The 24629-nt window shown below is 64.2% G+C and carries 22 protein-coding genes; 11 read left to right on the forward strand and 11 right to left on the reverse strand.

Annotated elements, in window-relative coordinates; genetic code table 11:
- Positions 1-103: 103 nt before the first annotated feature.
- From AB4Y35_RS21955 to AB4Y35_RS21970, 4 genes are all read right to left on the reverse strand, one after another.
- Positions 104-1042 (reverse strand): DMT family transporter, encoded by a 939-nt coding sequence (locus tag AB4Y35_RS21955; protein WP_368705903.1) that lies wholly within the window; start codon positions 1040-1042, stop codon positions 104-106.
- 137 nt (positions 1043-1179) lie between these two features.
- Positions 1180-2553, reverse strand: a complete 1374-nt coding sequence (locus AB4Y35_RS21960) for an LLM class flavin-dependent oxidoreductase (RefSeq protein WP_368705904.1) — start codon at positions 2551-2553, stop codon at positions 1180-1182.
- A gap of 51 nt (positions 2554-2604) precedes the next feature.
- Positions 2605-3414, reverse strand: a complete 810-nt coding sequence (locus tag AB4Y35_RS21965; protein ID WP_368705905.1) for a class I SAM-dependent methyltransferase — start codon at positions 3412-3414, stop codon at positions 2605-2607.
- Positions 3415-3562: 148 nt separating this feature from the next.
- The gene (locus AB4Y35_RS21970) at positions 3563-4120 is read right to left on the reverse strand and encodes a sugar O-acetyltransferase (RefSeq protein WP_368705906.1); all 558 of its coding nucleotides are present in this window, start codon (positions 4118-4120) and stop codon (positions 3563-3565) included.
- Between the two features lie 166 nt (positions 4121-4286).
- Between AB4Y35_RS21970 and AB4Y35_RS21975 the strand changes: the two genes are divergently transcribed.
- Entirely contained in the window at positions 4287-5561 is a 1275-nt protein-coding gene (locus AB4Y35_RS21975; protein ID WP_368705907.1) for an NRAMP family divalent metal transporter, read from the forward strand.
- Here the strand turns inward: AB4Y35_RS21975 and AB4Y35_RS21980 are convergent.
- Positions 5547-5714: a hypothetical protein gene (locus tag AB4Y35_RS21980; protein ID WP_342923234.1), complete on the reverse strand. Its 168-nt coding sequence runs from the start codon at positions 5712-5714 to the stop codon at positions 5547-5549. The genes AB4Y35_RS21975 and AB4Y35_RS21980 overlap by 15 nt on opposite strands.
- Before the next feature lie 358 nt (positions 5715-6072).
- Here AB4Y35_RS21980 and AB4Y35_RS21985 point away from each other — a divergent pair, with 358 nt between their 5' ends.
- Entirely contained in the window at positions 6073-6294 is a 222-nt protein-coding gene (locus tag AB4Y35_RS21985) for a hypothetical protein (protein ID WP_342923233.1), read from the forward strand.
- A 339-nt stretch (positions 6295-6633) separates the two neighbouring features.
- On the opposite strand, the gene AB4Y35_RS21990 is transcribed toward AB4Y35_RS21985, so the two are convergent.
- Positions 6634-8103 carry an MFS transporter gene (locus AB4Y35_RS21990; protein WP_368705908.1) on the reverse strand — a complete coding sequence of 490 codons (1470 nt, stop codon included), beginning with the start codon at positions 8101-8103 and terminating at the stop codon, positions 6634-6636.
- Positions 8104-8262: 159 nt separating this feature from the next.
- On the opposite strand from AB4Y35_RS21990, the gene AB4Y35_RS21995 reads away from it, so the two are divergent.
- On the forward strand, positions 8263-9141 hold the full coding sequence (locus AB4Y35_RS21995; protein WP_368705909.1) for a LysR family transcriptional regulator: 879 nt from the start codon (positions 8263-8265) through the stop codon (positions 9139-9141).
- A gap of 30 nt (positions 9142-9171) precedes the next feature.
- Here the strand turns inward: AB4Y35_RS21995 and AB4Y35_RS22000 are convergent, their stop codons facing one another.
- From AB4Y35_RS22000 to AB4Y35_RS22010, 3 genes are all read right to left on the reverse strand, one after another.
- Positions 9172-11298 (reverse strand): D-(-)-3-hydroxybutyrate oligomer hydrolase, encoded by a 2127-nt coding sequence (locus AB4Y35_RS22000; protein ID WP_368705910.1) that lies wholly within the window; start codon positions 11296-11298, stop codon positions 9172-9174.
- A 234-nt stretch (positions 11299-11532) separates the two neighbouring features.
- Entirely contained in the window at positions 11533-12633 is a 1101-nt protein-coding gene (locus AB4Y35_RS22005; RefSeq protein WP_368687999.1) for a TAXI family TRAP transporter solute-binding subunit, read from the reverse strand.
- Between the two features lie 60 nt (positions 12634-12693).
- Positions 12694-13851 (reverse strand): hypothetical protein, encoded by a 1158-nt coding sequence (locus AB4Y35_RS22010; protein WP_368705911.1) that lies wholly within the window; start codon positions 13849-13851, stop codon positions 12694-12696.
- A gap of 831 nt (positions 13852-14682) precedes the next feature.
- Here AB4Y35_RS22010 and AB4Y35_RS22015 point away from each other — a divergent pair.
- The 3 genes from AB4Y35_RS22015 (at position 14683) to AB4Y35_RS22025 (ending at position 17888) form a co-directional block, all read left to right on the forward strand.
- Complete coding sequence (locus tag AB4Y35_RS22015; protein ID WP_368705912.1) at positions 14683-16503, forward strand: peptidase S10; 1821 nt, start codon at positions 14683-14685, stop codon at positions 16501-16503.
- A gap of 83 nt (positions 16504-16586) precedes the next feature.
- Positions 16587-16985: a 2-oxoglutarate dehydrogenase gene (locus AB4Y35_RS22020; RefSeq protein WP_368705913.1), complete on the forward strand. Its 399-nt coding sequence runs from the start codon at positions 16587-16589 to the stop codon at positions 16983-16985.
- Between the two features lie 330 nt (positions 16986-17315).
- The gene (locus AB4Y35_RS22025; protein ID WP_368705914.1) at positions 17316-17888 is read left to right on the forward strand and encodes a hypothetical protein; all 573 of its coding nucleotides are present in this window, start codon (positions 17316-17318) and stop codon (positions 17886-17888) included.
- A 26-nt stretch (positions 17889-17914) separates the two neighbouring features.
- On the opposite strand, the gene AB4Y35_RS22030 is transcribed toward AB4Y35_RS22025, so the two are convergent.
- Positions 17915-18352, reverse strand: a complete 438-nt coding sequence (locus AB4Y35_RS22030) for a YMGG-like glycine zipper-containing protein (RefSeq protein ID WP_368706134.1) — start codon at positions 18350-18352, stop codon at positions 17915-17917.
- Positions 18353-18728: 376 nt separating this feature from the next.
- Between AB4Y35_RS22030 and AB4Y35_RS22035 the strand changes: the two genes are divergently transcribed.
- The 5 genes from AB4Y35_RS22035 to AB4Y35_RS22055 all read left to right on the forward strand — a co-directional run bounded on the left by AB4Y35_RS22035 (position 18729) and on the right by AB4Y35_RS22055 (position 24029).
- Positions 18729-18965 carry a hypothetical protein gene (locus tag AB4Y35_RS22035; RefSeq protein WP_368705915.1) on the forward strand — a complete coding sequence of 79 codons (237 nt, stop codon included), beginning with the start codon at positions 18729-18731 and terminating at the stop codon, positions 18963-18965.
- Between the two features lie 129 nt (positions 18966-19094).
- Complete coding sequence (locus AB4Y35_RS22040) at positions 19095-20162, forward strand: LacI family DNA-binding transcriptional regulator (RefSeq protein ID WP_368687993.1); 1068 nt, start codon at positions 19095-19097, stop codon at positions 20160-20162.
- Positions 20163-20234: 72 nt separating this feature from the next.
- A complete protein-coding gene (locus tag AB4Y35_RS22045) occupies positions 20235-21209 on the forward strand; it encodes a substrate-binding domain-containing protein (protein ID WP_368705916.1) in 975 nt (324 codons plus the stop codon).
- Positions 21210-22730 carry a sugar ABC transporter ATP-binding protein gene (locus tag AB4Y35_RS22050; RefSeq protein WP_368705917.1) on the forward strand — a complete coding sequence of 507 codons (1521 nt, stop codon included), beginning with the start codon at positions 21210-21212 and terminating at the stop codon, positions 22728-22730.
- Between the two features lie 24 nt (positions 22731-22754).
- On the forward strand, positions 22755-24029 hold the full coding sequence (locus tag AB4Y35_RS22055; protein WP_368705918.1) for an ABC transporter permease: 1275 nt from the start codon (positions 22755-22757) through the stop codon (positions 24027-24029).
- A gap of 67 nt (positions 24030-24096) precedes the next feature.
- Here the strand turns inward: AB4Y35_RS22055 and AB4Y35_RS22060 are convergent, their stop codons facing one another.
- Positions 24097-24390, reverse strand: coding sequence for a BON domain-containing protein (locus AB4Y35_RS22060; protein WP_368705919.1), 294 nt, complete (start codon positions 24388-24390; stop codon positions 24097-24099).
- Positions 24391-24629 lie beyond the last annotated feature (239 nt).

Here is a 24629-nt window from a genome sequence, read left to right on the forward strand (position 1 = left end):
CGATCGAACGCACGCTGCGTTATTTCACCCAGAGCCAGTCGACACATGTACGCATCGCGCCCGCCTCAATCGGCGAGCGCAGCATCGGGCACTTCGCGTATTTTCACTCGCGGTTCGAGCGCAGCCTGTGGCCGCTCGCACGGCGTTGGCTGGCCGATGGCAGCGTCATCGCGACGACGCCGGCAACGACGCAGCCGAGTCCCAGCCACGCCGAGGTCGAGAGCGATTCACCGAGCCACGCCATGCCGATCGCCACGCCGATCGGCACGCGCAAATAGGCCTGCGCGGTCGTGCCAACCGAACCGAGCGTCTGAACGAGCCGGAAGTAGATGACGAACGCGATCGCCGTGGAAAAAGCGGCGAGCGCGATCAGCGCTGTGATCGATTGCGGTGACGGATGAAGCGTCCACGGGCGGTCGACGGCCAGGCTCACGGGGACCAGCAGGAACGCGCCCACGACGAGCGATCCCGCAGCGGGCGCGACCGGCGAGAGTCCCTTGAACGATCGCCCGTAGATCGCCGCGCCGGCGTAGCAGACCGTCGCGGCGACGATCGCCAACTGCGCAATGAGTTGTTGGCCGAGCCCTTCGAATGCGCTCACGCCGACGACGAGGCATATACCGGCGAGGCCCGCGGCGACGCCGAACAGCTTGCGCGCGGTGACCTGTTCGTGGCGGGTAATCAGCCACGTGCCGAGGAACGCCATGACGGGTGAGGTCGAATTGAGGATGGTCGCCAGGCCGGCTTCCACCGAGCGCTCGGCCCATGCGATCAGGGTAAAGGGAATCACGCTATTGAGCAGCGCCTGCACGGCGAAGCGACGCCACACGGCCGGGTCACGCGGTACGGGAATGCGCTGCGCGAGCATCCAGAGCAGAAGGAGTGTTCCGGCAATCGACGTTCTTGCGGCGATCAGCGTAAGCGGCGGGATGGTCGTTACGCCAACTCGAATGAACGTATAGGACGCGCCCCAAAGCGTGGAAAGTGCGAGGAGCAAGAGCAGATCGAGTCCGGTAGACTTGCTCGCAGTCGTGGCTTGCATACTGGGCGATCGATTTCACGCAGACGAAGTGAGATGACGGGACGCGCCAGGGATAGAGCGCGTACCGACAGTATGCGGGCATCTTCGGGACGATTATTTCGGCCTGGAATGAAATGTGGATGGGTCGATCGAGAGAATCAGGAAGCGACGCGCAATGCGTCTTCCCGCTGCGTGGCGAAGCGGTTCGCGGGACGAGGCAAGCCAAGGTGCTCGCGCAGCGTGCGCCCCGTATATTCCGTGCGAAAGAGTCCGCGTCGCTGCAATTCGGGCACGACGTGCTGCGCGAATTCGTCGAGGCCGCCAGGCAGCCACGGCGACATGATATTGAAGCCGTCGGCGCCTTCTTCCTCGTACCATTGCTGTAGCTGGTCGGCAATGCTCTGCGGCGTGCCGATCACCTGTTGATGCCCGCGCGCTCCCGCAATGCGCAGATAAAGATCGCGTATCGTGAGGTTGTCGCGCCGCGCGAGATCGAGCAGCAGGCGTTGCCGGCTCTTGCCGCCGTTGGTCTCCGGCAAATCGGGCACGGGGCCATCCACGGGATACTGCGAGAGGTCGAGGCCGCCCGACATGTTCGCGAGCAGCTGCAGTCCCACGCTCGGATGAATCAGCGCCTGCAACGCGTCGAACTTCTCCTGCGCTTCTTCCTGCGTGCGGCCGATCACGGGGAAAATGCCCGGCATGATCTTGAGATGCTCGGGGCGGCGGCCGTAACGCGCGAGCCGCCCCTTCACGTCGTGATAGAACTGCTTCGCTTCATCGAGCGTTTGATGCGCGACGAAAATCACTTCGGCCGTTTGCGCCGCGAGTTCCCTGCCGGCCTCCGAGGCGCCGGCCTGCACCACGACGGGCCAGCCTTGCGGCGAACGCGCGACGTTGAGCGGACCGCGCACCTTGAAGTGCTTGCCGCGATAGTCCAGCGTGTGCAGCTTCTCGGGGTCGAAGTAGATGCCGCTCGCCTTGTCGCGAATGAAGGCGTCGTCTTCCCAGCTGTCCCAAAGGCCGGATACCACGTCGTAGAACTCTTTCGCGCGCTCGTAACGCACGGCGTGATCGAGATGCTTGTCGAGGCTGAAGTTGTGCGCTTCGGTTTCGGTGCTCGACGTCACGAGATTCCAGCCCGAACGGCCGCCGCTCAGATAGTCGAGCGAAGCAAATTTGCGGGCTACGTTATAGGGCTCGTTGAACGACGTCGACACGGTGGCGATGAGCCCGATGTGCTTCGTGACCACCGATAGCGCGGAGAGCAGCGTGATCGGCTCGAAATGATCGGCGCGCGCGGTGCGCGAGAGCGAGGGCACATGGGTGTCGCGCACGCTCACGCTGTCGGCGAAAAAGACGGCGTCGAATTTGGCGCGCTCGGCCGTTTGCGCGAGCTCCGCGTAGTGCGCGAAATCGAGGCCGCCCGCGGCGTGCGCATCGGGGTGGCGCCATGCGGCGATATGGTGGCCCGTCTCCATCAGGAAGGCGCCGAGGCTCAATTGTCCCTGGCGTCGCGGTGCTGCGCTCATGTGTACTCCTCGATTGCGGTCGGTGTTCGCTGCGGAATGGAAGGCAGGGATTCAGTGTGCGAGCGGCTTGTGCGCCGTGGCGATGATCATGCGCCGCGTGAGCGCATAGCCGCGAACGCCGCGATGCGGTTCGAGCGCGCTCGCGAGCCGTGCGCGCACGCGCGCAACGTCCCCGGGCGTGAGCGAGGAGAGGAAATTGCCGAACGAACTCGACCGGCTGAAGGCGAGCACGTCGTCGACGTTGTCGAAGCTGTCGCCGAAGGCGCGAATCTCGTTGTGCGTCACCTCGAAGCCGGCGCCCTGGAGCAGGGCTGCCGAGCGCTCGCGCGTGAGCTTGTTCGGCGCACCGATTCCAGCGCGCTGCCATTCGGGCTCGCCAGCAAACAGCGCTCGCAGCACGACATGCAGGTCGTGTGGCGCTTCTTCGGGCATGGTCGTGAAGCCGATCCGGCCACCCGGCTTGAGCACGCGCCACGCTTCGCGCAGCGCCTGCGCCTGATCGGGGATCCAGTGAATCACGCTGTTGAAATACACCACGTCGTAGTGCGCATCGGGCACCGTGTCCAGCGCTTCGGCGCGGCCGACGCGCACGGCGAAGCGGCCCTGCGCGCGTTCGAGCGCGCGCTGCACGCGCAGCGGCAACGGATCGAGCCCGAGCACTTCACCGTGTTGGCCTACGCGCTGCGCCGCCGATTCGGTGAGGCGGCCCGTGCCGCAACCCACGTCGAGCACGCGTTCGCCTTCGCGCAAGCCGAGCACGTCGAGCAGTTGCAGACCGTGATGAAACTGGCGAATGCCAAGCCGGTCGTATGCTTCGACGAGCGTGGCGGAATCGAGTTGAAGGCTGGGCGCGTTCGACATATCGTGGTCCTGACCAAAGTTTGGCAGGGCCATTCTTGCCGATCGGTTATCTCACCACAAACAAGCAATTGAGCTATGGATAGTAGCGCGAGTGGGTTCGCGTCGATTCCGCTGCTACGGCGGAATATCAATCCGCGGGGGCCGTTCTTTACTCCGCAATCGAACGGATGACGCGCGCCGGATTGCCACCGACGAGCGTATTCGGCGGAACGTCTTTGGTGACCACCGATCCCGCCGCCACCACCGAGTTCTCGCCGACGGTTACTCCGCCGATAATGGTCGCGCCGGCGGCGATCCAGACGTTCCTTCCGATCGCGATGGGCTTTGCGACGACGCCGTCGCGCCGCCGGGAAGGCTCGATGGGATGGCCGGACGTGATGAGGCTGACGTTCGGGCCGATCATCACGTCGTCGGCGATCTCGAGGCCGCCCAGATCATAGAACGTGCAGTTCTGGTTGACGAAGACATTGTGGCCCACGCGGATCTCGACCCCGCCCGTCGTGTAGAACGGCGGGATCAACAGAAAGCTGTCGTCGACCGGCTTGCCGATGAGTTCGCTGAACAAGGCCCGGACTTCATCGGCATCGTCGAAGGTCAAGCGGTTGATCCTGGCGGTGATCGCCATCGCCCGTTTGAGGTTGGCTGTCATGGCCGCGGATTCCGGCGTTCGTCTGGCAATTATCGTGGTGCGGTCGTCATTCGCCATGCGTCGTTTTTCTCCAGTGATCGCCGGATTGTGCCTCAGAGGTTGATCTGTCCAGCCATCTCGACATCCCGGTTCGCGGGCAGGCTGTGCCGGGGGGCGGCGGCGGGTCCGGACCCGCACGCTACAATCGCGCGACAGATACTACAGGCGCAATCTTTCAGAACGCATGACCCCTCTCCCGACGCTCAAGCAAACCGTTTCGCGAGGACTGCGCCGGCTCGCCCTGTGGGGCCCGGGGCTGCTCGTGATGCTGGCCGACTGCGACGCCGGCAACGTCGTGACGGCCGCGCAGGCCGGCGCGCAAACGGGGCTGCGTCTCCTGCCCGTGCTGCTTGGGCTGGTTCCGCTGCTCTACATGGTTCAGGAACTGACCGTGCGCCTCGGCATCTTCACCGGGCGCGGTTATGGCGAACTCATCCGCTCGCGCTTCGGACCGGTTTGGGCAGCGCTGGCCGCGGCGGGACTGGTCGTGGCCGTGCTCGGGTCGCTCGTGACGGAGTTCACCGGCGTTGCCGGCGTGGGGGAAATGTATGGCGTATCGCGTGCCGTCACGCTGCCGCTCGCCGTCGTGCTGTTGACCGGCATCGTGCTCACGGGCTCGCACAAGCGCGTCGACCGGATCGCGATTGCCATCGGTGCATTCGACCTGACGTTCTTCGCCGTCGCATGGAGCGCGCGCCACGAACTCCAGGTCATGGTCCCGCAGATGACCCACCTGGCAGCGGGCGGCCGTGAGGCCGGCTATCTGGCGGCGGCGCTCATTGGCGCGACGTTCAATCCGTGGATGGTGTTCTATCAGCAGGCGGCGGTCGCGGACAGCCTCACGGCGAAAGACTTCACGTCGGCCAGAGTCGAGACGGCGGTCGGCGCCGTCCTCACGCAATTGCTGACGGCAGCGGTGCTCGTCGCGGCGGCGGCAACGCTGTCGGCGCATGGCGAGCCGCGACCCCTCGACAGCATTGGCGAAATCAGCAATGCGCTCGTTGCCGTCACGGGCCCGTTTGCGGGGCGCCTGCTATTCGGCGCGGGCGTGCTCGGTGCGGCATTGGTGGCCGCCATCGTGAGTTCTCTCGCGTTGGCATGGGGGCTCGGCGATGTGTTCGGCTACCGCGCCTCACTCGAGGTCCGTCCCGACCGCGCGCCCTGGTTCTACGGCGCGTATGCGCTGGCCGTTGCAGGCAGTGCCTGGGCTGTCTGGCTCGCGCCCGACCTCGTTTCCCTGAACGTTGCGGCGCAAGTGGTCAACACGTTGATGCTGCCGCTCGTGTTGGGGTTGCTCGTCGCCCTTAGCGTCACCACGCTCCCGCAACGGTATCGGCCGCGCGGGTCTTACTTGTGGCTCGTGGTTTTCGTGGGCGCGGTCGTGTGTGCCGCGGGTGCGTGGGGCGCACTGCAGGGTTTGCGTCCTTCACTCGCGATCGCTGGATTACAGATTCTTTAATAGTGCGTAGTAGACGGCGGCGAACACCACGACGATGCCGATGTTCACGGCCAGCCGCAGCCAGAAAAGATTCTTGAGGAAAATAATATCCACGCCGACGATAACGGCTATCAACAACAGGATGTAAATCGCAACGTACACGTGTCTCATCATTTCGATCGCCAGTGAAAAGATCCCGGTGGCTCGCTGCCATCGAATCAGGATACGCCGGGACCGCGTGCCTCACACATCGCATACGTTTCCATTCATTTCACCGCCTGGTGCGGCGCATCAGCCAGGCTCGCCCGATGTGGCCGGCCGCACGTTTCCCGATTTCCGTTGTTTTGTTGCTATCTTGCTGAAATCGATGTTGCAAAGGGCTTTTCTGGCTATAGTTAAAGTGCTTTCTCAAACACTTGATGCAACGCGGTAAGAATTGCGCTTTGCATCAAGAACGTTCGGTTTGTGCAGGGTGTTTTCGCGGTTGCCGGCGAAAAGGGCTGCAAAACTAACCGATCTCTGGGAGGACCAGATGAGACGCACGAAGACGCAGTCACTGCGTTACCAGGTCGAAAAATGGCTCGCACCGACCTCGCCGGTGCATGTCACCGCGTTTGGTCATACCCCTTCGGGCAGGGCGCGCTACGTGTGCGTGGAGACGCGTCAGACAACGGGATTTCACGCGCTGTTCTTCTTTCAGCACGACGACGGCTACTGGAATGTATTTCCTCCCGTGGGTGACCAGGCCCAGTGAGGCGGGAAATATCGTTAGGCATCCAATTTAATCGCAGGTGCGCTGAAGGATCGCCGGCCTCGCGCCGGCGTTTCCTTGCCGCCATACTTCGATGTCTCGTGGTCCAGGTCGTGAAAGCGGCATGCGAGTCGGCGCGCCGTTGTCCACACAACTTCCCCCAGCACGCGGATCGTCCAGAAAGACGTGGTGTTCCGCGCGAACGTGGAGAACCTGTTCGGCAGCCGCTACTGGATCCAGCAGGGCACCTGCCTCACGACCTCAGCGCCGCGCACCGTGCTGCTCTCCGCGCAGATCGACTTCTGATAGCGAGGATTCCGCAGCAAATCTCTGCGTATTCGTTTACGTAGCGGGACCGTTCGCATGCGTGCGCCGATGCAGCGGTCCCAGCGCGGTGGAGAGCAGCGCGCAGGGCAGCAGGATCGCGACGAGCGCGAACATCGTGGTCCTGAACGCATGGGCGTAGTCGATGACGCCGGGCGCCGCGCCGAGCGTCGAGAAGAACAGGCCGCCCAGCGTGGCCGCGCCGACGGCGGCGCCGATCTGCAACGTCGCCGTGACCATGCCCGAGGCGATGCCCGCGCGCTCGGGTTCCACTTCGGCCAGCACGATGCGCACGACGGAAGGCAACACGAGCCCCTGGCCGATGCCGATCGCCGCGAGTCCGAGGTAGAACCCCGCGCCGGGCTGCGCCACGCCCGCGAGCGCAGCCGCAATCGCGAGTCCGCCCGCGAGCATCGCGAAGCCCAGCGTCAGCACGCGATAACCGCCGAACCGGTGCACGAGTCGCGGCATCAGCAGCGGGCTGGACAGAAAGCCGATGCCGAACGGCAGGATTGCGAGTCCCGAAGCGAGCGGCGTCCAGTGCAGGCCGCCTTGCAGATAAATGCCATAGGTCAGGAAGAACGCGCTCATCGTATAGAAGAGGAACGCCAGCACGAGGCCGAGCGCGATGACCGGATTGCGGAAGAGGCGCACGTCGAGCAGGGGATCCTTGCCGTTGACGAGGCTGCGCCACTCCACGCGCAGCAGCAGACCGAGCATGGGCAGCGAGCCGGCCAGGCAGGCGAGCATCCACAGCGGCCAGCCCGACTCGCGTCCGCGCGTGAGCGGATAGACGAACATCAGCAGAAACAGCGACAGCAGCAGGGTGCCAGGCACGTCGATGCGCTTGCCGCGCGGCGGCCGGCTTTCCGGGATGAAGCGCCAGCTGCCGATGAGCGCGAACACGCCGATGGGCAGGTTGACGAGAAAGATCGCGCGCCAGCCCAGGCCGAACGGGTGCAGGCTGGTGAGCGCGCCGCCGCCGAGCTGGCCGATCACCGCGGCAACGCCGAAAACGAAGGCGTAGAGCCCCATCACGCGCACCTGCTCGTGCGGCGTGAATACGCTGCGGATCGTGGCGAGCACCTGCGGCGCGAGGGTCGCGGCGAACAGGCCTTGCAGGATGCGTCCGGCGACGAGCGCCGTGCCGCTGGTGGCGAGGCCGCAGAACGTGGAGGCGACGACGAAGCCCGCCATGCCCACCATGAAAATGCGCTTGCGGCCGTACAGGTCGCCGAGGCGGCCGCCCGTGATCAGCATGACGGCATTCGCGCATGCGTAGGCCGAGACGACCAGCTGGAGTTCGGACGCGTTCGCGCCGAGTCCGTCGCGGATGGCGGGCAGCGCGAGGTTCACGATGAAGTAGTCGAGCGGCGGCAGAATCGCGCCCACCAGCAAAACGACCAGCGCCCAGCCGTGATGGCCGTGGCTGGCATCGGCGGCGGTGCGCGGCGCCACGGCGCAGGTGGCGTACGTATTGTCAGACATGAGTGTGCTCAGCGATAAAGGGCCGGATTTCGTCAGGCTGCGCTATCCAGCACTCGCGCAGCGTGAGCGTCCAGTCGACATTCTGGTCAATCTCGATCTGACGGAAAAGCGGGAATTGGTGGTAGTATCCATCGAGTTATTCGATGGATGTGGAATGTCATGCGTGGCTTCGAATTCGACCAGTTGAAGACGTTCGCGGCGGTGGCGAACGTGGGCAGCCTTTCGGCGGCGGTACCGCTGCTGCATCTTTCGCAATCCACGATCAGCGAGCAGGTGCGCAAGCTCGAGGTGCGCGCGGGCATGCCGCTTTTCGTGCGCAGCAAGCGCGGGGTGGAGCTCACGCCCGCGGGCACGCGTCTGCTCGACCATGCGCGGCGTCTCGTGGCGCTCAACGAAGCCGCCTTCGACGACGTGCGCGGCCAGGCCATCAAGGGCGAGCTGCGCGTCGCGATCACCGAGTACTTCCGCACCAACGAGGTGGCCGGTTTGCTCGTGCGGCTGCGCGACTGCTATCCGCAGCTGAGCTTGCACGTGAGCGCGATGAAGAGCGCCGATATCGAGCTCGCCTATGCGAAGCGGCAAATCGATCTCGGCGTGGTCATGCATCTGTCGCGCGGTCCGTTCCGTCCCGCCGCCACCGACGCGGACGCGCGCTGGGAGTTGCTGCGCGAGCCGCTCTACTGGGTCGCGTCGCCGGCGCTCGCCGAGCAGTTGCCGCAGGCGTTGCCGCTCGTGCTGCTGCCGGGCGACTGCATGATGCACCAGGTCGCGGTGCGCTCGCTCGAAGAAAACGACATCCCGTACGTGCTCGTTCACAGCGCGTCGGGCGTGGCCGGGCTGCAGTCCATGCTGGCAGCCGGCCTGGGCGTGGGCTGTCTGTGCGCATCGGCAATCGGGGAGGGCCTCATGCGGCTCGGCCCGAAGCACCGGCTGCCGCCGTTGCCCGATGCCGTGTTCTCGCTCCTGCCGCCGCATCCCGGCGAAGGGGACACCGTGACACAGGCGAGGGAAGTGCTGTCGCGGCAACTGCTGGTGTGAGGCGACCGCCGCGACAGCGTCCTTCGCGCGTCAATGCGGCACGTTCACGACCCCGTCGTTCGCGCGGATTGCATTGCTGCCCGGATTCTCCACGATGGCCGGCAGGTTCGCGAGGCCCAGCGCCGGCGCGGCGCCCGGGCTGCCGCCGCGCGGGATCGTGCGGATGACCTGGGAAGGCGGCAGCGGCGTGCCATTCTTCAGATGACTCCACATCAGATTGAGCGCCGCGATGTTGTAGTAGTGCACCGGCACGAAGTGCGTATCGAAGCCCGGCACGGCGAGGAACGCATCGAAGTGCTGCCCGTTCAACACCTCGTAGAGCGACAGGTGGCTGCGCGAACCTTCGCGTTCGCTGTTTGCCGCGAGATACGCGCGCGAGGCATGATTGATCGGCACGAGCGCGTCGCTGCGGCCTTGCACGATGATCGCGGGCTTGCCGTGCAGGTTCGCATTCACGCTGATCGCCTGGACGCTCTGGCGCATGCGCGGATCGCCCTTCGTCCACAACGCGCGCAGACATGCCGCGCCCGCGAAGCTGGCATCGGGCGTGGCGAGCCGATGGTCGGCGCCGCCAGGCGGCGTGACGTCGTAGACGAGGTTGACGCCATTGGTCGGCGGCACGCCGTTGCCCACGCCAAAGATGGTCAGCATCGGCGAGACGGCGGGCGCAACGCCCGCGGCACCCGTCGCAGCATTCGTCGTGCCGAAGCTGAATCCGCACAGGTTGTCGAGCACGCTCGAGCGCGTGTAGGCGTCGGCGTAGGTCACCGCAACCGCCGGCACGGCCTGTGAATCCCACATCGGCGCCTGCAGCAGATCGGAGTCAGTTTCATAGCCGGCCTCATGCAGGCGGGCGAGCGCGTCGTTCGCCTGCGCCTGCGTGTCGCCGCCGTGGATGTAGCCTGCCGCCGCGAGCGAGGTGCAGCGCGCCTGGCGAATCGCGGTCGTGGTCGCCAGGGGCAGCGCGGTGAGGTAGGGCGCGCCGGCGGCGGCGTCCGCGAGCGCGGCGCACGGTTGCAGCAGGTTCGCGAGCGTCATGTAGTCGGCCAGCGGTTTGCCGGCCGCGGCAATCCGCTGCCCGCCTTCCCTGATTTGCGCGTCGCCGGGCAGGCGCACGTTGATCTGCGGTTCGCCGACCACCACCGCCGTGATCCACTTGCCCGCGTCCTCTTCGGCAGCCGCGAGCGACGCGCCGCCGCCGTTGCTCACGGAAGCCGCGATCGTCGTGATGTCGCCGGGCGCGTAGCGCACGCCGCGATTCGATGCGTCGACGCGCGGCGCGAACTGCTGGTTGAGCACCCAGTACGCGAACTGGACTGCTTCGAGCGTGTCGCGGCCCCAGTCCGCTTCGGGGTTCAACTGCGAATGCGCGTGCTTGAACGCATAGCGGTTCGGAAACTTCTGGTTGTAGGCGGCGAGCGCGCCCGCCGGCACGTTCGCGGTGAAAATGCTCGTGCGTCCAGCCGTTGCGGCGTTGGCCGTGACGCCATCGATCAACGTCACGAGGCCGCTCATCAGTTCTTCTGCGCCGTTGCCCGAGCCCTTGTCGGTATAGGCGACCGCGCAGCCGCGCTTGAGTCCCCACTCGCCGGCCGCCGAGATCGCGCCGTACACGCCGCGCGAGCCCGATGACGTGGCGGTCACGATGCACGGGCTCGCCGGATCGAAGCTGGTCGGCACCTGCACGAGCAGGCTGACGTTCTGGCGGCCGCTGCCGTCGTCGGCGAACGCGAGATATTCGGTGCCGGCAATTTTGCCTTCACCCAGTGTGTCGTTGCCGTATACATCGACATTGGGCCCCCAAAAGCGGCCATAACCGCCGTTCGCGCTGATATCGACGAGCGCGCGATAGTTCGACCAGATCGCGAGCCGGCGCAGTTCCGCCGCCGTCGGGGCCGCGGGGTTGGCGATGGCCGGCTGCGCACCGGCAAGCCCGGTTTTGCCGAGCCCGGCGGTCAACAGATCGTCGCTGACGCCGTCGTAGCTGGTGGTTTGCAGACTGCTCGCCACCACGAACGACGGCAGTCGGTTGAATGCCGGGTGACTGGCGTTGTTCCCGGCAGCGTGTGCGCCGGGCACGAGCGCCGCGCCTGCAATGGCGATCGCGGCACACAGGCGTGCCGCTATACGCCGGACTGTGAACGGGGTATCTCTCATGGGTGTTTCCTTGTTTGTTGTTAGGCTAGGACGCACTGCATCGGGAAGACCGTTTCGACGTGCCGGCATGACGGCACCCATGGACATTAGGACATCCTGAAAGCAGATACCAGGAGAGATTGCATGCGGGCGCAAGGGGATCGCCTTCCACGCCGTGCTGGCGTTGGAAGGGTCCCCTTGCTGGCTGTTCACGCGCGATGGGAACCGCGTTCCCTCGGAGGATTCCCTGCGGGATTATTTGCAGAGCAGGAGCAGGCGCTCCTGATCCGAGCATGGCCGCCCATCGACTTTTTGCGCGGCGGGAGCGCCTTGCGCCGCAGTCGACCCCGTGGCGGCCTGCACCGCGGCGCGATGCGCGAAACACGCCTTCAGGCGCCGCTCGACGGGCGGATAGTATTGCCAGCCTTTGCCGAGGCCCGGTAGATCGAGCTTTACCTGCTTCCACTTCGGATGGCCGTGCTCCTGCAGGTTGTCGAAGTTCGCGCAGAGCGAATCGGCAAAACGCTTCAGGTTGCCGACCGTATCGCGCAGGTTGTAGTCATAGGTGACGAGAAAGGCCTTGACGGTCCACGTCGGCACGTCTTCCTTGAGCCAGTTCGGGTAGCTCGACACGTGAATCGTCGCGGGATAGTAGGTCTGCTTTGCGCGCGCCGTTTCCGGCGCGTTCGCATCGACGCGCAGGAAGCGGATCTGCTGCAGCAATTCGGGGTTCATGTCGGTGAAGAGCTTGGCGGGCTGCCCGGCGACGATGATGGCCACATCGATCTTCTTGACGATGAGCGCGGCCAGCGCGTCTTCGTTGCTCAGGTGCTGCGCGTTCTGCTCCGGAATCGGCTGGCCGAACATGAGGCGGTACAGCGTCGTCGCCGACTGCGCGGTGCCGCTGCCGATCAGGCCGACGCTGATCACCTTGTCCTTGATCTCGTTGATCGTCTTCATCGGCGAGTCGTTACGCACGACGAAGTAAATCTCTTCGTCGTAGAGCGGCATGATGAGCCGCAGCGGCCGTATCAGCGTGCCGGCCTCTTCGTTGCCGGAATTGGCCATGTCGACGTAGGCCTGGTAGACATCGGACTGCACGAGCGCGAGCTTCACGCCGGGCTCGAAACGCATGCGCTGCACGTTTTCCGCAGACCCTTTCGATGGGATCACTTCGAGGTCGATACCCGCCGGCTGCGCGACCCATTTCGCGAGGTCCTGGCCGATCTGAATGTAGGTGCCGCGCTCCGGGCCGGTCACGATGCGGTAGTGCGCGTCGACCTCGGCGGCGACGGCGAGCACCGGGAAAAGCAGGGCGATCAGCGCCGCCACTCCCGCTAGAGTCGTTTTCAGCATGGTCTCTCTCCCGCCTTGTTTGCGATGTACGGCAGACTTCGATATGTTATGGAATCCTGTTCAATGCGCGGCGCCGGGCGGCGCGGCGTGCTTCCAGCCGTTTTGCACGATCGCGCGCTGCTGGGCGTCGACGCTGTTGTCGCCGCCGGCGGGACTGGCGGCCGTCGCGACGTTTGCCGCGTGCGTGGCGTTCGTCACGTTCGCAGTGTTCAGGGCGCCGGGCAGTGGCGGCGGCGAGGCGCTCGTGTTCCAATCCTGCGACGACGGCAGCCGCACGGTGTTCGCGCCGCGCGGCAACACCGCTGCCGCGTTCGTTTGCGGGGCGCCATTGGGTGGACTGAGCGGCTTCCAGGCCGTCGATACGATGGCGCGCTCCATCAACGATTGCGCAGCCTGACTGCTCGAATCGATCGCGAGCGCTTCCGAAGCCTGTTGCTGCACGCAGGCCCAGGCATGCTGCGCGACGCAGCGGTCCGCGTTTTGCAACGCGCTATCGCGCCGTTGCTCGCGCGCCGCGATATCGCCTTGTAGCGCGCGCGCCTCCTCGTTGTCTCGGTCGCGCGCGAGCACGGCGTTCGCCACGGCCTTCGCGTCGAACAGGTTGTTTTCTGCAAGGCTGTTCCGCGCGATGCGCAGACCGTCGGCCACGTCCGCGAATTGCGGCGCGGGGTGCGCATTGCGCGGGGGTGATTGCGGCTGCTCGCTGATCTGCCTGCCGGCGCCTGGGGGCATCTCATCGGTCTGTCGCGCCGAGGCATCGGTTGAAACCGAACCGCCCGAAGAGTGCAGGGTCTCTTCGCTGGCGGTACCTTCCCGCTGGCGGTTCGCACCGAGCAGCAGATACGTGCCGTACGCGAACGCAAGAATCAGTGCGATCACGAACAGGCCCTTGGGAAAGATCCATTGCGACATGTGCGAGAAGTGCAACCCGTGCGTAAGCGCTGCGGCGTGCTGTGCGGCGTGCGGGTAGCCGGTGTCCAGCGATGGCCCGTCGGTCGCGGGCACGGCCGCCTGCGCGAGCTTCGCGGCCGCGGGGGGCGCCGCCGCCGTGGCGCCGAGGGGTGTCAACGTGGCTTTCGGATGGGTGCCCAGCGGGACCTTGTCGAGTGGACAATCCGTGCCGCAGTAAGGGCAGAATTCGAAGTTTTCGTACAGTAGTCCGCCGCAACGCTTGCACGCCGCGGGGAAATTCTGGTCGCGACCAATCTGAGCGGACATGATGTCGTCCCACCGTTATGGCGATGCCATTTCGGCATGCTCAGAATCGTCGTTGAAGCGAGGGGCAAGGCCTCGCGGAACTCACGATCTGCATGCGCAGGAAAGCGACGGGGCCGGACCGAGCGCAGCCGTCTGGTCAAAATATGGTTGATTTCGCACAGCGCGTCAATCTCCGTTGTTGCCAGGCGCACATATGCTTGATGGCTGCGTTCTGGTAAAAATCGCGTTGCGGAATTTTTTACCGTGCGGGCTTTTTATTTATAAGAGTAGCTAAATGAGCGGACGGGCTTGACCGTCACGCACCGAACGGGAAGTGTGGCCCCAATTGGGTGTGTCGGCCGGCGCACGCAAGCCACGGATTGCAATCGTTCAGACAACCCGTGGGGCATTGTCGAGCATCTATTCGCCCTTCGCTCGCGGTCGCGTTGCAACGAGATCCCGCATCGCCGACCCGCATGCGCGCGGCTGTTTCATGCTCGACGCAATTGCTGCGTGCGCAACGAATCAGCGCGCATAGGTTCCGAAACTAGCCCTTGACAAAGTACTGCGGCGCCTCCTATTTTTCCTCTGCCATCTCTCATTACCAAATATTTCCAGTGCAATCCCGTCGGCGAAACTCAATGATTTCGCCCGATGCGCTATGGATTATTTAGATATCCATAGTAAATAAATGACGCTTAATTTGAATCAAATTTGTCAGGAATGGAAAGTTAAATGTCAGCCGCTTCGTGAAGGTAATTGCATTTGATTTTCGACGCCTTTCTCAAGGCGTTATTACCGGTGAACGCGGCCCCCGCGTAGTGTGACGTCATCATTCGAAGGGGTATAACAATGCATCCGGACAGTAAATCCAGCGTGGGCTCGAGCCGCAGGGGGTGCCAGCTGCGCCATGCAGGCGCAATCGCCATCGGCGTGCTGATGCTGGCGGGTTGCGGCGGTGGCGATAGCCCGTCCTCGCCTGCCGCGAGCGCAATGAACCAGGTTTCGGCAAGCGCGAAAGCGGCCGCGCAAACGCCGAACTCGCCAAACGCCAACCAGCCCTATACCGACCCGATCGCCTACTCGCCGAACGCCAACGATGGCCTTGCCGCATCACAGGTTGCCGAAAAAGCCGCGATCATGCATTACCAGTGGACCTCGGGCAAGACGACGATCAACTACACGACGACAACCGGCCATCTGACCGCTTCGGACGCAAACGGCAATCCGGAGGCGACGATGTCGTATGTCGCCTATACCGCGCCGAGTACGAACGGCTCGCCGCGGCCCGTGACGTTTATCTATAACGGCGGCCCCGGTTCGTCGTCGATCTGGTTGCGTCTCGGCTCGTTTGCCCCAACGCGTGTCGCCACGCCCGACCCGCTGCTCACCAACTGGCCGAACTTCCCGCTCGTCAACAACGCCGAGAGTCTGATCGATACGACGGACATGGTGTTCATCGACCCGCCGGGCACGGGGCTTTCGGAGGCCATCCTGCCGAACACGAACCAGAAGTTCTGGGGCTGCGATCCCGATGTGAACGTGATGCGCGATTTCATCAAGCGCTATCTGGCCGTGAATAACCGCAGTCGTTCGCCGATCTATCTCTACGGCGAATCGTATGGCACGCCGCGCACCGACATGCTTGCGCTCGCGCTCGAAGCGGCGGGCGTGCAGCTGACCGGCATCGTGCTGCAGTCGTCCATCCTGAACTACTTTGCCGATGCGATCGAGGCGACGGCCATTACGGATTCGACGGCGGGCCTGGTGCTCGATACCGATACACTCGCGGGTTATTACCCCGGCTATGCGGAGGTGGCCGCCTATTTCAATCTGGTTTCACCGCCATTGATCGATCAGGGCCTCTTCGCGTTGCAGTCGGAGATCTTCGCGACGGGCCAGTACAAGCATTTCCGCAAGTACGCGCAATCGTGGGTGCTGAGTCAACTCGGCATTCCCGACGCGCTGGGCAAGCCGGTCTTTCCGCCCGAGAAAACGCTGGATTCGTGGCGCTGGCCTTCGAGCCTCACATTGCAGGCGCTCAATGGCTACTTCAACGTGAATCCGTTCAATAACGAACTGATCCCGGGCACGACGATCGGTCGTTACGACGGGCGCGTATCGTTGCCGAACTCGGATCCGCGTTTGCAGAGCGACGGCGACCCGTCGGACATTCTCATCTCGCAGCCGTTCACGACCGCACTCGCCACGCAGCTGCCGGATTATCTCGGCTACACGGCGCCGAATGCGACGTACATGCCGCTGAACGACAACATCATCGAGGTCTGGGACTTCTCGCACGACGGTCAGCCGCTGCCCGATACGCTGCCCGACCTGCTCGGCGCGATCCAGCTCAATCCGCAATTGAAGGTGCTCGCGGAGAACGGCTATCACGATCTCGCCACGCCGTTCTTCAATACGGAGAAGCAGCTCGCGCGTCTGCAAACGGTGGCCGGATTGAGCCCGAACCTGCAGGTCAACTTCTTCCAGGGCGGACACATGATTTATCTGGACGACGTGGCGCGCCCGAAGATGAAGGCGGATCTCGTGAGCTACTATGGTGGTCAACCCATCCCATTGGCGCTTTCGCTCTGGACGCTTCCGCAGCCGTGGCCCGACGAGAGTCCCGCGGGTACGCCGACTTCCACGGCAGTCGCGGCAGCGGGCCAATAACGTCACAGGCCGGGGGCCTCGTCGAGCGTCGATCATCGATAGTCGATTGAGGCCCGCTCCTCACTCATTGAAGGCGAGCGATCATGTCTACATTCAAAAAGCTGTGGTACGTTGCTCCGCTCATGCTTTGCGCGATGGCTGCGGTCACGACAGGCCATGCGCAGGCGGCAACGCAAGCGGTGGCGCCCGTTCAGCTGCCGAAGGGCGGCCACGGCGTGGATGGCCCATTCTTCCCGTCGAACCGCCCAGCACCGCTTACACCCTCCACCGGAACGCAATTGCAGCAGCAAGCGCAGCAGAGGGTGGAGGCACGCCTCGGCGCGACTTCCGCGTTGAGCAACGGCGCTTCGATCACGAAGGCGCAGGCGCAAAGCAGCGGGCTCGGGTATATCGCGCAACATTTCGATCAGATCGACACGGCACATACAGGGAGGGTGTCGATGAGCGACGTGCGGCAGTATCTGCAGAAGCAGGGCCAATGAGGCCGCCGGTCTGTCGCGCTGCAGTGATCGGCGTCGTGGGCGTGCTGGCGGCGGGGGCAGGCGCCCCAGCCAGTTTCGCGCTCGACGCCGTTTCCGTCGTAATGCCTCAAGCAGTGAAGCCGTAACGCCTTTCCCATCGAATTTTCTGTACCCGAAATCTCCTGCTGACCCGCTCTCTCCATCAAATGATGGAGGCGCAAGCGTGCGCGGTTCCATAGGCTTAGGAAGCGGAGCGCTCACCGGCACGAGCCGGGGCCTCCCTCGACGACTGCTTATGGCTCACTGCGCGTTATGAAGCCAGACGCCTGCTATGGTGACAAGGAGATGACCATGAAGATCAAGCATTCAAGAATGTTGTCGGCAACAGCCTTTGCACTGCTCTCGCTCAGTGGCGTCGCACACGCCGACGGCCGCCTTTGCTCGAACGCAACATTAAGGGGAGCTTACGGATTTCACGGGCATGGAGAAATTCTTGGCCTGCTGGATAGCAACAACAAGCTGCACCCATTTGCCTCACCGTCGACACTCGATGATGTCGCCATCGTGACGTTCGACGGCTCGGGTAAATTCACCCGTACCGACTTCGGCATGATCAACGGCTTGCCGAAAGGCGGGCAGACTGCCTTCAACCCGTACCAGAGCGGCACCTACACCGTGAATTCCGATTGCACGGGCATCATGAAACAGGTTTATGGCAGCGGCGGGCCGGTGCCGGCCGGTGTCGAGACCGACCTGCAGATCGTTGTTTCCGACGACGGGACGCTCATCGAGTCCGTTGTCTATAAAGCGTATTCGCCCGCGTCCGGTCCCACCGTCGACGGCACGACGTGCCCGCCGAATTGCGATCAAGGTGTGCAGGAACAATTCGAGGGGAAGAAGGTTCTCGTTTACGGCTTCCGCTAAGCGCGTCTCTTCGATATCGTCCGCACCTAGCGCAGCGAGTAGCCCCGACCCTGCATGCAAGCCTCCCACGCCTGGCGATAGTTAGCGAGCGCCTGCTGTTGCGTCGATTCCATCTGTGCGTTCTGCGCCGCCGCGGCGCGCCCCTGGCGCCGGTGCGCTACGCCCCCGGCAACCGTGCCGGCCACGGCGCCGATGGCCGCGCCGTGGCCGGCATCGCCCCCGATCGCACCCGCGGCGGCGCCAATGGCCGCGCCTCCGGCGGCGCCCCGGACGCGTTGGCCATTCGACGCTTGAGCTTGCGGCGCAGCGTTTGCCACGACCGCCGGGTCAACGCCCGTTTTCTGTTTTGCCCACGCATAGCAGGCACCTTCATCGGAACTTTGCTGCTGGGCGCTTTGGCCTTTCGACGGGTACACGACGGTTTGCTGCGCGAGGACCGGAAGTGCCGTTCCCGCAATCACCATTGCGGCGGGAATAAAAACGATGCGATTGATTCTCATGGAAGACTGTTCCCATAGTGGCCTGAATGAGTCGGCAGAGAATATCTCGTGCTCATTCGATCGCGTAGGTCGATAGGGTAATAAGCGTTGTTCCCGTTGATACGTATCAATGGAGGTCAAAACGAAGCCGATGATCGCGGGTCGCGGCCGCATTTGATTGATTGGCTTTTGCATAAAGCAGTGGGATGGCATGCGACAAATATTCTGGTTCTGACCGAACTCGATTCGACTATTGATTGACTGCCAGGCAAGCAAGGTGTCTGCACAGCTGCGCGCGATTGCGGCGAGGCCAATGGTACGCTTGGGCTTGTCGAGATCACGTGGCTGGAGATTGCCGATCATGAAGCGTTTGTGCTGCGCAGCGTTCCTCGCCTTACTCGTTGCCGGCTGTGCTTCGCCGTCGCCGCCGCCCGCTGCCGACACCAACACCTACATGCTGCATACGCCCGATGGCGCGCACCCCGGCGCGCCCGCCTCGAAGCCGCCGAGGCTAACCGTGGGCGTCAGCGATCCCGACACGCAACTGATTCTTCCGTGGTTCCTCAACGACATCATCAACTTCGTGAACTACCGCTAGTCCTCACGCTCTCCCCCGGCGACCCGGAAAAACCCTCCCTTGAAGCCTGAAAATCCATTTCCTACTCTATGAAACGTTTCAGTTCGGGCGGATAACCTCAAGCGCGTCACCTCGGGCGGACAGACCAGCATGGACGACCGCAAGAAAAGTGCCAGTACACTCAAGGACGTCGCGAACGCAGCGGGAGTCTCGCTGGGCACGGCGTCCAAAGTGCTCGCGGGCGCCGCAAACGTGAGCGAAGCGCGCCAGCGCCAGGTCTGGGAAGCGGCCCGCAAACTCGGCTACCGGCGCAACAGTCTGGCCGCCGAACTGCGCAGTTGCCGCTCCACGTCGATTGGTTTTGTCGTGCCCGACCTGACCAATTCGTTCTTTATCGAACTGGTCTGCGCGCTCGAAGATCATGCACTCGAATCCGGCTACCGGCTCATCCTGGCGCACGCCCAGGAGGACCCGGAGCGCGAAGCGGAGCGCATCCGCTTCGTCCTTTCGCGCCAGGTGGCGGGCATGATCATCATTCCCTGCCACGGCTACGAGCACGCGATCAGCGAACTGCGCGAATGCGACGTGCCGCTCGTGATGGCCGACCGCGTGGACAACAGCTTTCCCGCCAACACGGTCACGACCGACAGTCATCGCGCGGCGATGGACGGCACCGCGCATCTGATCGCGCTCGGCCATCGCCGCATCACGTTCATCGTCAATGCGCTCGACCTCGTGAACAGCCGCGAGCGGGCCCAGGGCTACCAGGACGCGATGCAGCGCGCCGGTCTGGCGCAGCACGCCAACGTCGTGGTATGCGGCATGAGCGATACCGAGAGCCACGCGACGACGCTCGGCGTGCTCGCCGCGCGCGAGCGCCCCACGGCGCTCTTCACGGGCGCGAACGTCGCGACGCTCGGCGCGCTGCGGGCGATCCGCGACGCGGGCCTGCAACTGCCGGACGACATCTCGCTGCTTTCCTTCGACGACGCGCCGTGGATGTCGGTGCTGCGTCCCGGCATCAGTTCGATTCGTCAGCCCGCCGAGGCGATTGCCCGCGGCATCTGGCATCTCCTGCACAAGCAGTTGCTGGGCGAGAACGCGGAGATCGTGCACTTGCGCATGCGTGCCGACTTGCGCGTGCGCGACAGCACGGGCCCGGTGCGGTATGACGAATGGGGCGAAGCGGCGCGTGCCTCTGCCGCGCCGCCGCTATAACGTTTTATTTTTCGCAGCACCCGAGGCCGGCCGCACGCGCCGCCCGGTTCAGACAACAAAGGAGACAGGGCAATGGACAGTCAACGACGCATTCTGATTGCGGGTCTGGTCGCCGTGCCGCTCGCCGGCGCAGCGGGTCTACTCGGGACGTTCAGCACGCCCGCGTTCGGGCAGCAGAAAAAATACCGCTTCGGCTTCTCGCAGGTGACCACGGTCGAGCCCTGGCGCGTGCAGTTCAACAAGGACATGAAAGCCGAGGCCGCGAAGCATCCCGAGGTCGATCTGATCATTGCCGACGCCGGCGACCGCACCGACAAGCAGAATGCCGACATGGAGAATTTCATTGCCCAGAAGATGGATGCGATCTTCATTTCGCCCAAGGAGTCGGCGGGGCTGACCGGCGTGGTGGAAAAGGCCTATAAGGCAGGCATTCCCGTGTTCGTGCTCGACCGCGAGGTGAACGGCGAATCCTATACGCAGTTCATCGGCGGCGACAACGTGCAGATCGGCCGCGAAGCCGGCGCATTCATCGTCAAGCTGATGGGCGGTCCGGGTCACGCGCAGGGCAATCTCGTCGAGGTCTGGGGCGGCTTCGGCGCGCAGCCGGCGCACGACCGCCACGACGGCGCGGCGAGCGTGATCGGCAAGGAGTCGGGCATCAAGCTCGTGGGCGAACGCGTGGACTGCGACTGGAAGCAGGACAAGGCGTACGAGTACATGAAGACGGTGTTGCGCGTGAATCCGAAAATCGATGTGGTGTACGGGCACAACGATCCGATGGCCTACGGCGCCTATCTCGCGGCCAAGGACGCGGGGCGCGACAAGAGCATCAAGTTCGTGGGCATCGACGGGTTGCCGCAGGAGGGCGCGACCTGGGTCTCGCAAGGCCTGCTCGCCGGCACGTTCATGTACCCCACGCCCGGCGCCGAAGGCATACGCCAGGCGCTCAAGCTGCTGCATGGCGAAAAGATCCCGAAGAAGGTCACGTTGCCGACCCAGGGCATTTTTGCGGACAACGCCAAGGCGTATATTGCTAGCCACTCCTGAATGAATGCCACTGCCACCGCGCCGCTCATCGAGGCGGCAGGCCTGTCGATTTCGTTCAACGGCAGCGCCGTGTTATCGAGCGTCGACTTCGATGTCGTGGCGGGGGAGGTGCATGCGCTCGTTGGCGAGAACGGCGCGGGCAAATCGAGCCTGATGAAGATGCTGGGCGGCCTCTATACGCCCGACAGCGGCACGATACGGGTGCGGGGCGTGCCCACGCGCCTCGCGAGCGTCAACGACGCGATCGATGCAGGGATCGCGGTGATTCATCAGGAGTTGAATCTCGTCGATACGCTATCCGCGGTCGACAACATATTCCTCGGCAAGGAGCCGCGCACGCGCTGGGGCTTTCCTGACCGGCGCGCCATGCGCACGGCCGCGCGCAGCGTACTCGGCCAACTGGGCTTTCGCGCGAGTCCCGATGCGCTGGTCGGCGCGCTGCGGGTGGGCGAAAAGCAACTGGTGGAAATTGCCAAGTCGCTGGTGGCCGAAGCCCGGGTGCTGATCATGGACGAGCCGACCTCGGCGCTCTCCGACGCGGAGACCCACGCGCTCCTCACGCTCACGCGGCAACTGCGCGAACGCGGCATGGGCATCGTGCTGATCAGCCACCGGCTGGGCGAAGTCTTCGCCGTGGCCGACCGCGTGACCGTGCTGCGCGACGGCCGGCGCATCTCGACGCTGCCGGTCGCGCAGGTGGAGTCCTCGACGGCGCTCGTCTCGATGATGATCGGCAAGGACTTCGCGCCGCCCGAGCGCGGTGCGGACGAGGCGCCGCGCGCTCGCAGCACGAGTGTGGAAGTGCGCAATCTCTCGCTGTGGGGGCCGGCGCGTGCGATGGTGCGCGACGTGTCGTTTGCGGTGCGCGAGGGCGAAGTGTTCGGCCTCTCAGGCCTGCTCGGCGCAGGCAAGACCGAAGTGCTCGAAGCCATCTACGGGATCTCGGCCTACCGGCAGGAGGGTGCCATCGCGATTGCGGGACAGCACCGGTCATTCAGGTCGCCGAATGAAGCCGCGGAATCGGGCCTCGCCTTCGTGACCGAAGACCGCAAGAAGGACGGCCTCGTGCTCGATCAGTCGCTCGAAGCGAACTTCGTGCTGCCGTCGTTGCCGCGCGTGCCCGGTTTTCCGTTCTACCGGCGGCGCAGGCTGTGCGGCTGGGCCGCCGAACAGGCACGAGCCTCGCGGGTCAAGCATCGCAGCCTCGCGCAAAGCGCCAATAGCCTGTCGGGCGGCAATCAGCAAAAGCTCATCATCGGCAAATGGCTGATGACGAAGCCGCGCATCCTGCTGCTCGACGAACCGACGCGCGGCGTGGACGTCGCCGCCAAAGCGGAGATTTACCGCCAGATACTCGACGCGGCGCGCTCGGGCGTGACGGTGCTGATCGCCAGTTCGGAAATCGACGAATTGACCTTGCTGTGCGACCGCATTCTCGTGCTGTGCGAAGGGCGAGCGAAACAGATCGTGCCGCGCAGCGATTTTTCCGGCGACCTGCTGATCAATCTCGCTTCGCCTTGAATCGATACTGACTGGAGACTGACCATGCTGCATGTGCAGGACCATGTCGCCGAGCCGGACGCGCCAACGCGCAGGCGTCAACTCAGCACGCTCATGACGCACCTGAAGTACTACCTGGGGCTGATCCTGCTGCTCGTGGTGGGCGCATTCACCTCGCCTCACTCGACCGATGGCAGCAACATCTTTCTCTCCAGCGCCAATATCTCCGACGTGTTTCGCGAGGTCGCCAACGTCGGCGTGATGTCGATCGGCATGACGCTCGTGATCATCACCGCGGGCATCGATCTTTCCGTCGGCGCGATCATGGGACTGGGCAGCGTGCTGACCGCCATGCTGCTGACCACGGAGGGATGGAACCGGGCGACTGACGCTTCACTCGTGCTCAACGCGATTGCCGTGTTCTCGATCGTGTTCATCGTGCTCGGTGCATGGCGCAGGCCGCAGCGTTCGCATGGCGCGCATGCGGGCGCCGCACGCGCGCTGCGCGGCGGCATTGCGCTGCTGTGCGCGGCGCTGGCGTGCCTGTATATCGCGTTGCACGCGGCGCACCGCATGCCGCTCGCAGGCGTGCTCTGGATCGTGCCGCTCGCGGGCTTCACGGTGGGCAGCATCAACGGCTGGATCATCACGCGCGGGCGCATGCAGCCGTTCATCGTCACGCTCGCGGCGATGGTCGGCGTGCTCGGCGCTGCGCGGCTGATCGCCGGGCAGGACACCGCCGTCTATTCGATTTACAGCGGAACGAACGCGACCGCCGAAATCGAGAATCTGCGCGCGCTGCTGTTCAACCTGATTCCCGTGCCTGCGCTTTTCTTTCTCGTGATCGCGCTCGTGTTCAGCTTCGTGATGAATCGCACGGTGTTCGGTAAATATCTGTACGCGATAGGCGGCAACGAGAAATGCGCCGTGGTTTCAGGGCTCGATGTCAACCGCTACAAGCTGATGGCCTACGCCATTTCCGGCCTGCTCTCGGCGCTGGTTGGCGTGCTCTATGCGGCGCAGTACCGCCAGGGTAAGGCCGATGCCGGGTCCGGCTGGGAACTCGACGCGATTGCCGCCGTGGTGATTGGCGGGACGAGTCTTGCCGGCGGCGTTGGGCGGATATCGGGCACGGTGGCGGGCGTGCTCATATTCGGCTTCCTCGGCAACATCCTGTTGCTCAACGATATCGACAGCAATACCCAACTCGTCCTCAAAGGACTGATCATCGTGATTGCCGTGTTTCTGCAGCAGACCGACTATGGGCGCGGCGGCTGGATCAAACGGATCAGACATCTCATTGCGCGGCGCGATCGATAAATAAAGCACGGCGCGCGGACAATACAGGCGCCGTCCGCGCGCCGCGATTCATTCGATCTCATTGACCTCAGCGTCCACGCGCGAGCCAACTGTCCACCGATTGCACGCCTTCGACCGAAGCCGCGCTGCGCTCGGCGAGCGCGACCTGTTCGTGCGCGTCGACCCATCCGAGCAGCGTGACGGTGCCTCCTCGAGCAAAGACAAAGATATGGGACGTGTTGACGCCATTGCGCGCGAAAGCGACCCGGACGCTGTGCGCGAGTTGCGGGTTGTTTGCGCCCGAATCGGTTTGAGCCTGAACGGCCGGCACCATGGCGCTGGAGATCAGCAATGCGAGCGTGGAAGTGATGATGGCTTTCACGATACCTCCTTGCAGTGTGGCAAAAGTGCCGGTCACAGCCGGCAGCAAGTCTTCCGGTCCTTCTTCGACGCAGGGCCGCGGAAGTCAGAGGGCAAACCAGCCCGCGCAGTGCGCGGCGTAGTGGTCACCGCAAGGACGCGTCGGGGGTCTAGCCAGCCGGGCATGGAACGGCAGCGCCATCGCCCGGCGAAAGTTGCGCTGGTGCGTGCTGGTGCATTGCGTTCGGACGGGACGTCGCG

This window comes from Paraburkholderia sp. EG286A (genome assembly GCF_040965375.1).
Taxonomy (GTDB): domain Bacteria; phylum Pseudomonadota; class Gammaproteobacteria; order Burkholderiales; family Burkholderiaceae; genus Paraburkholderia.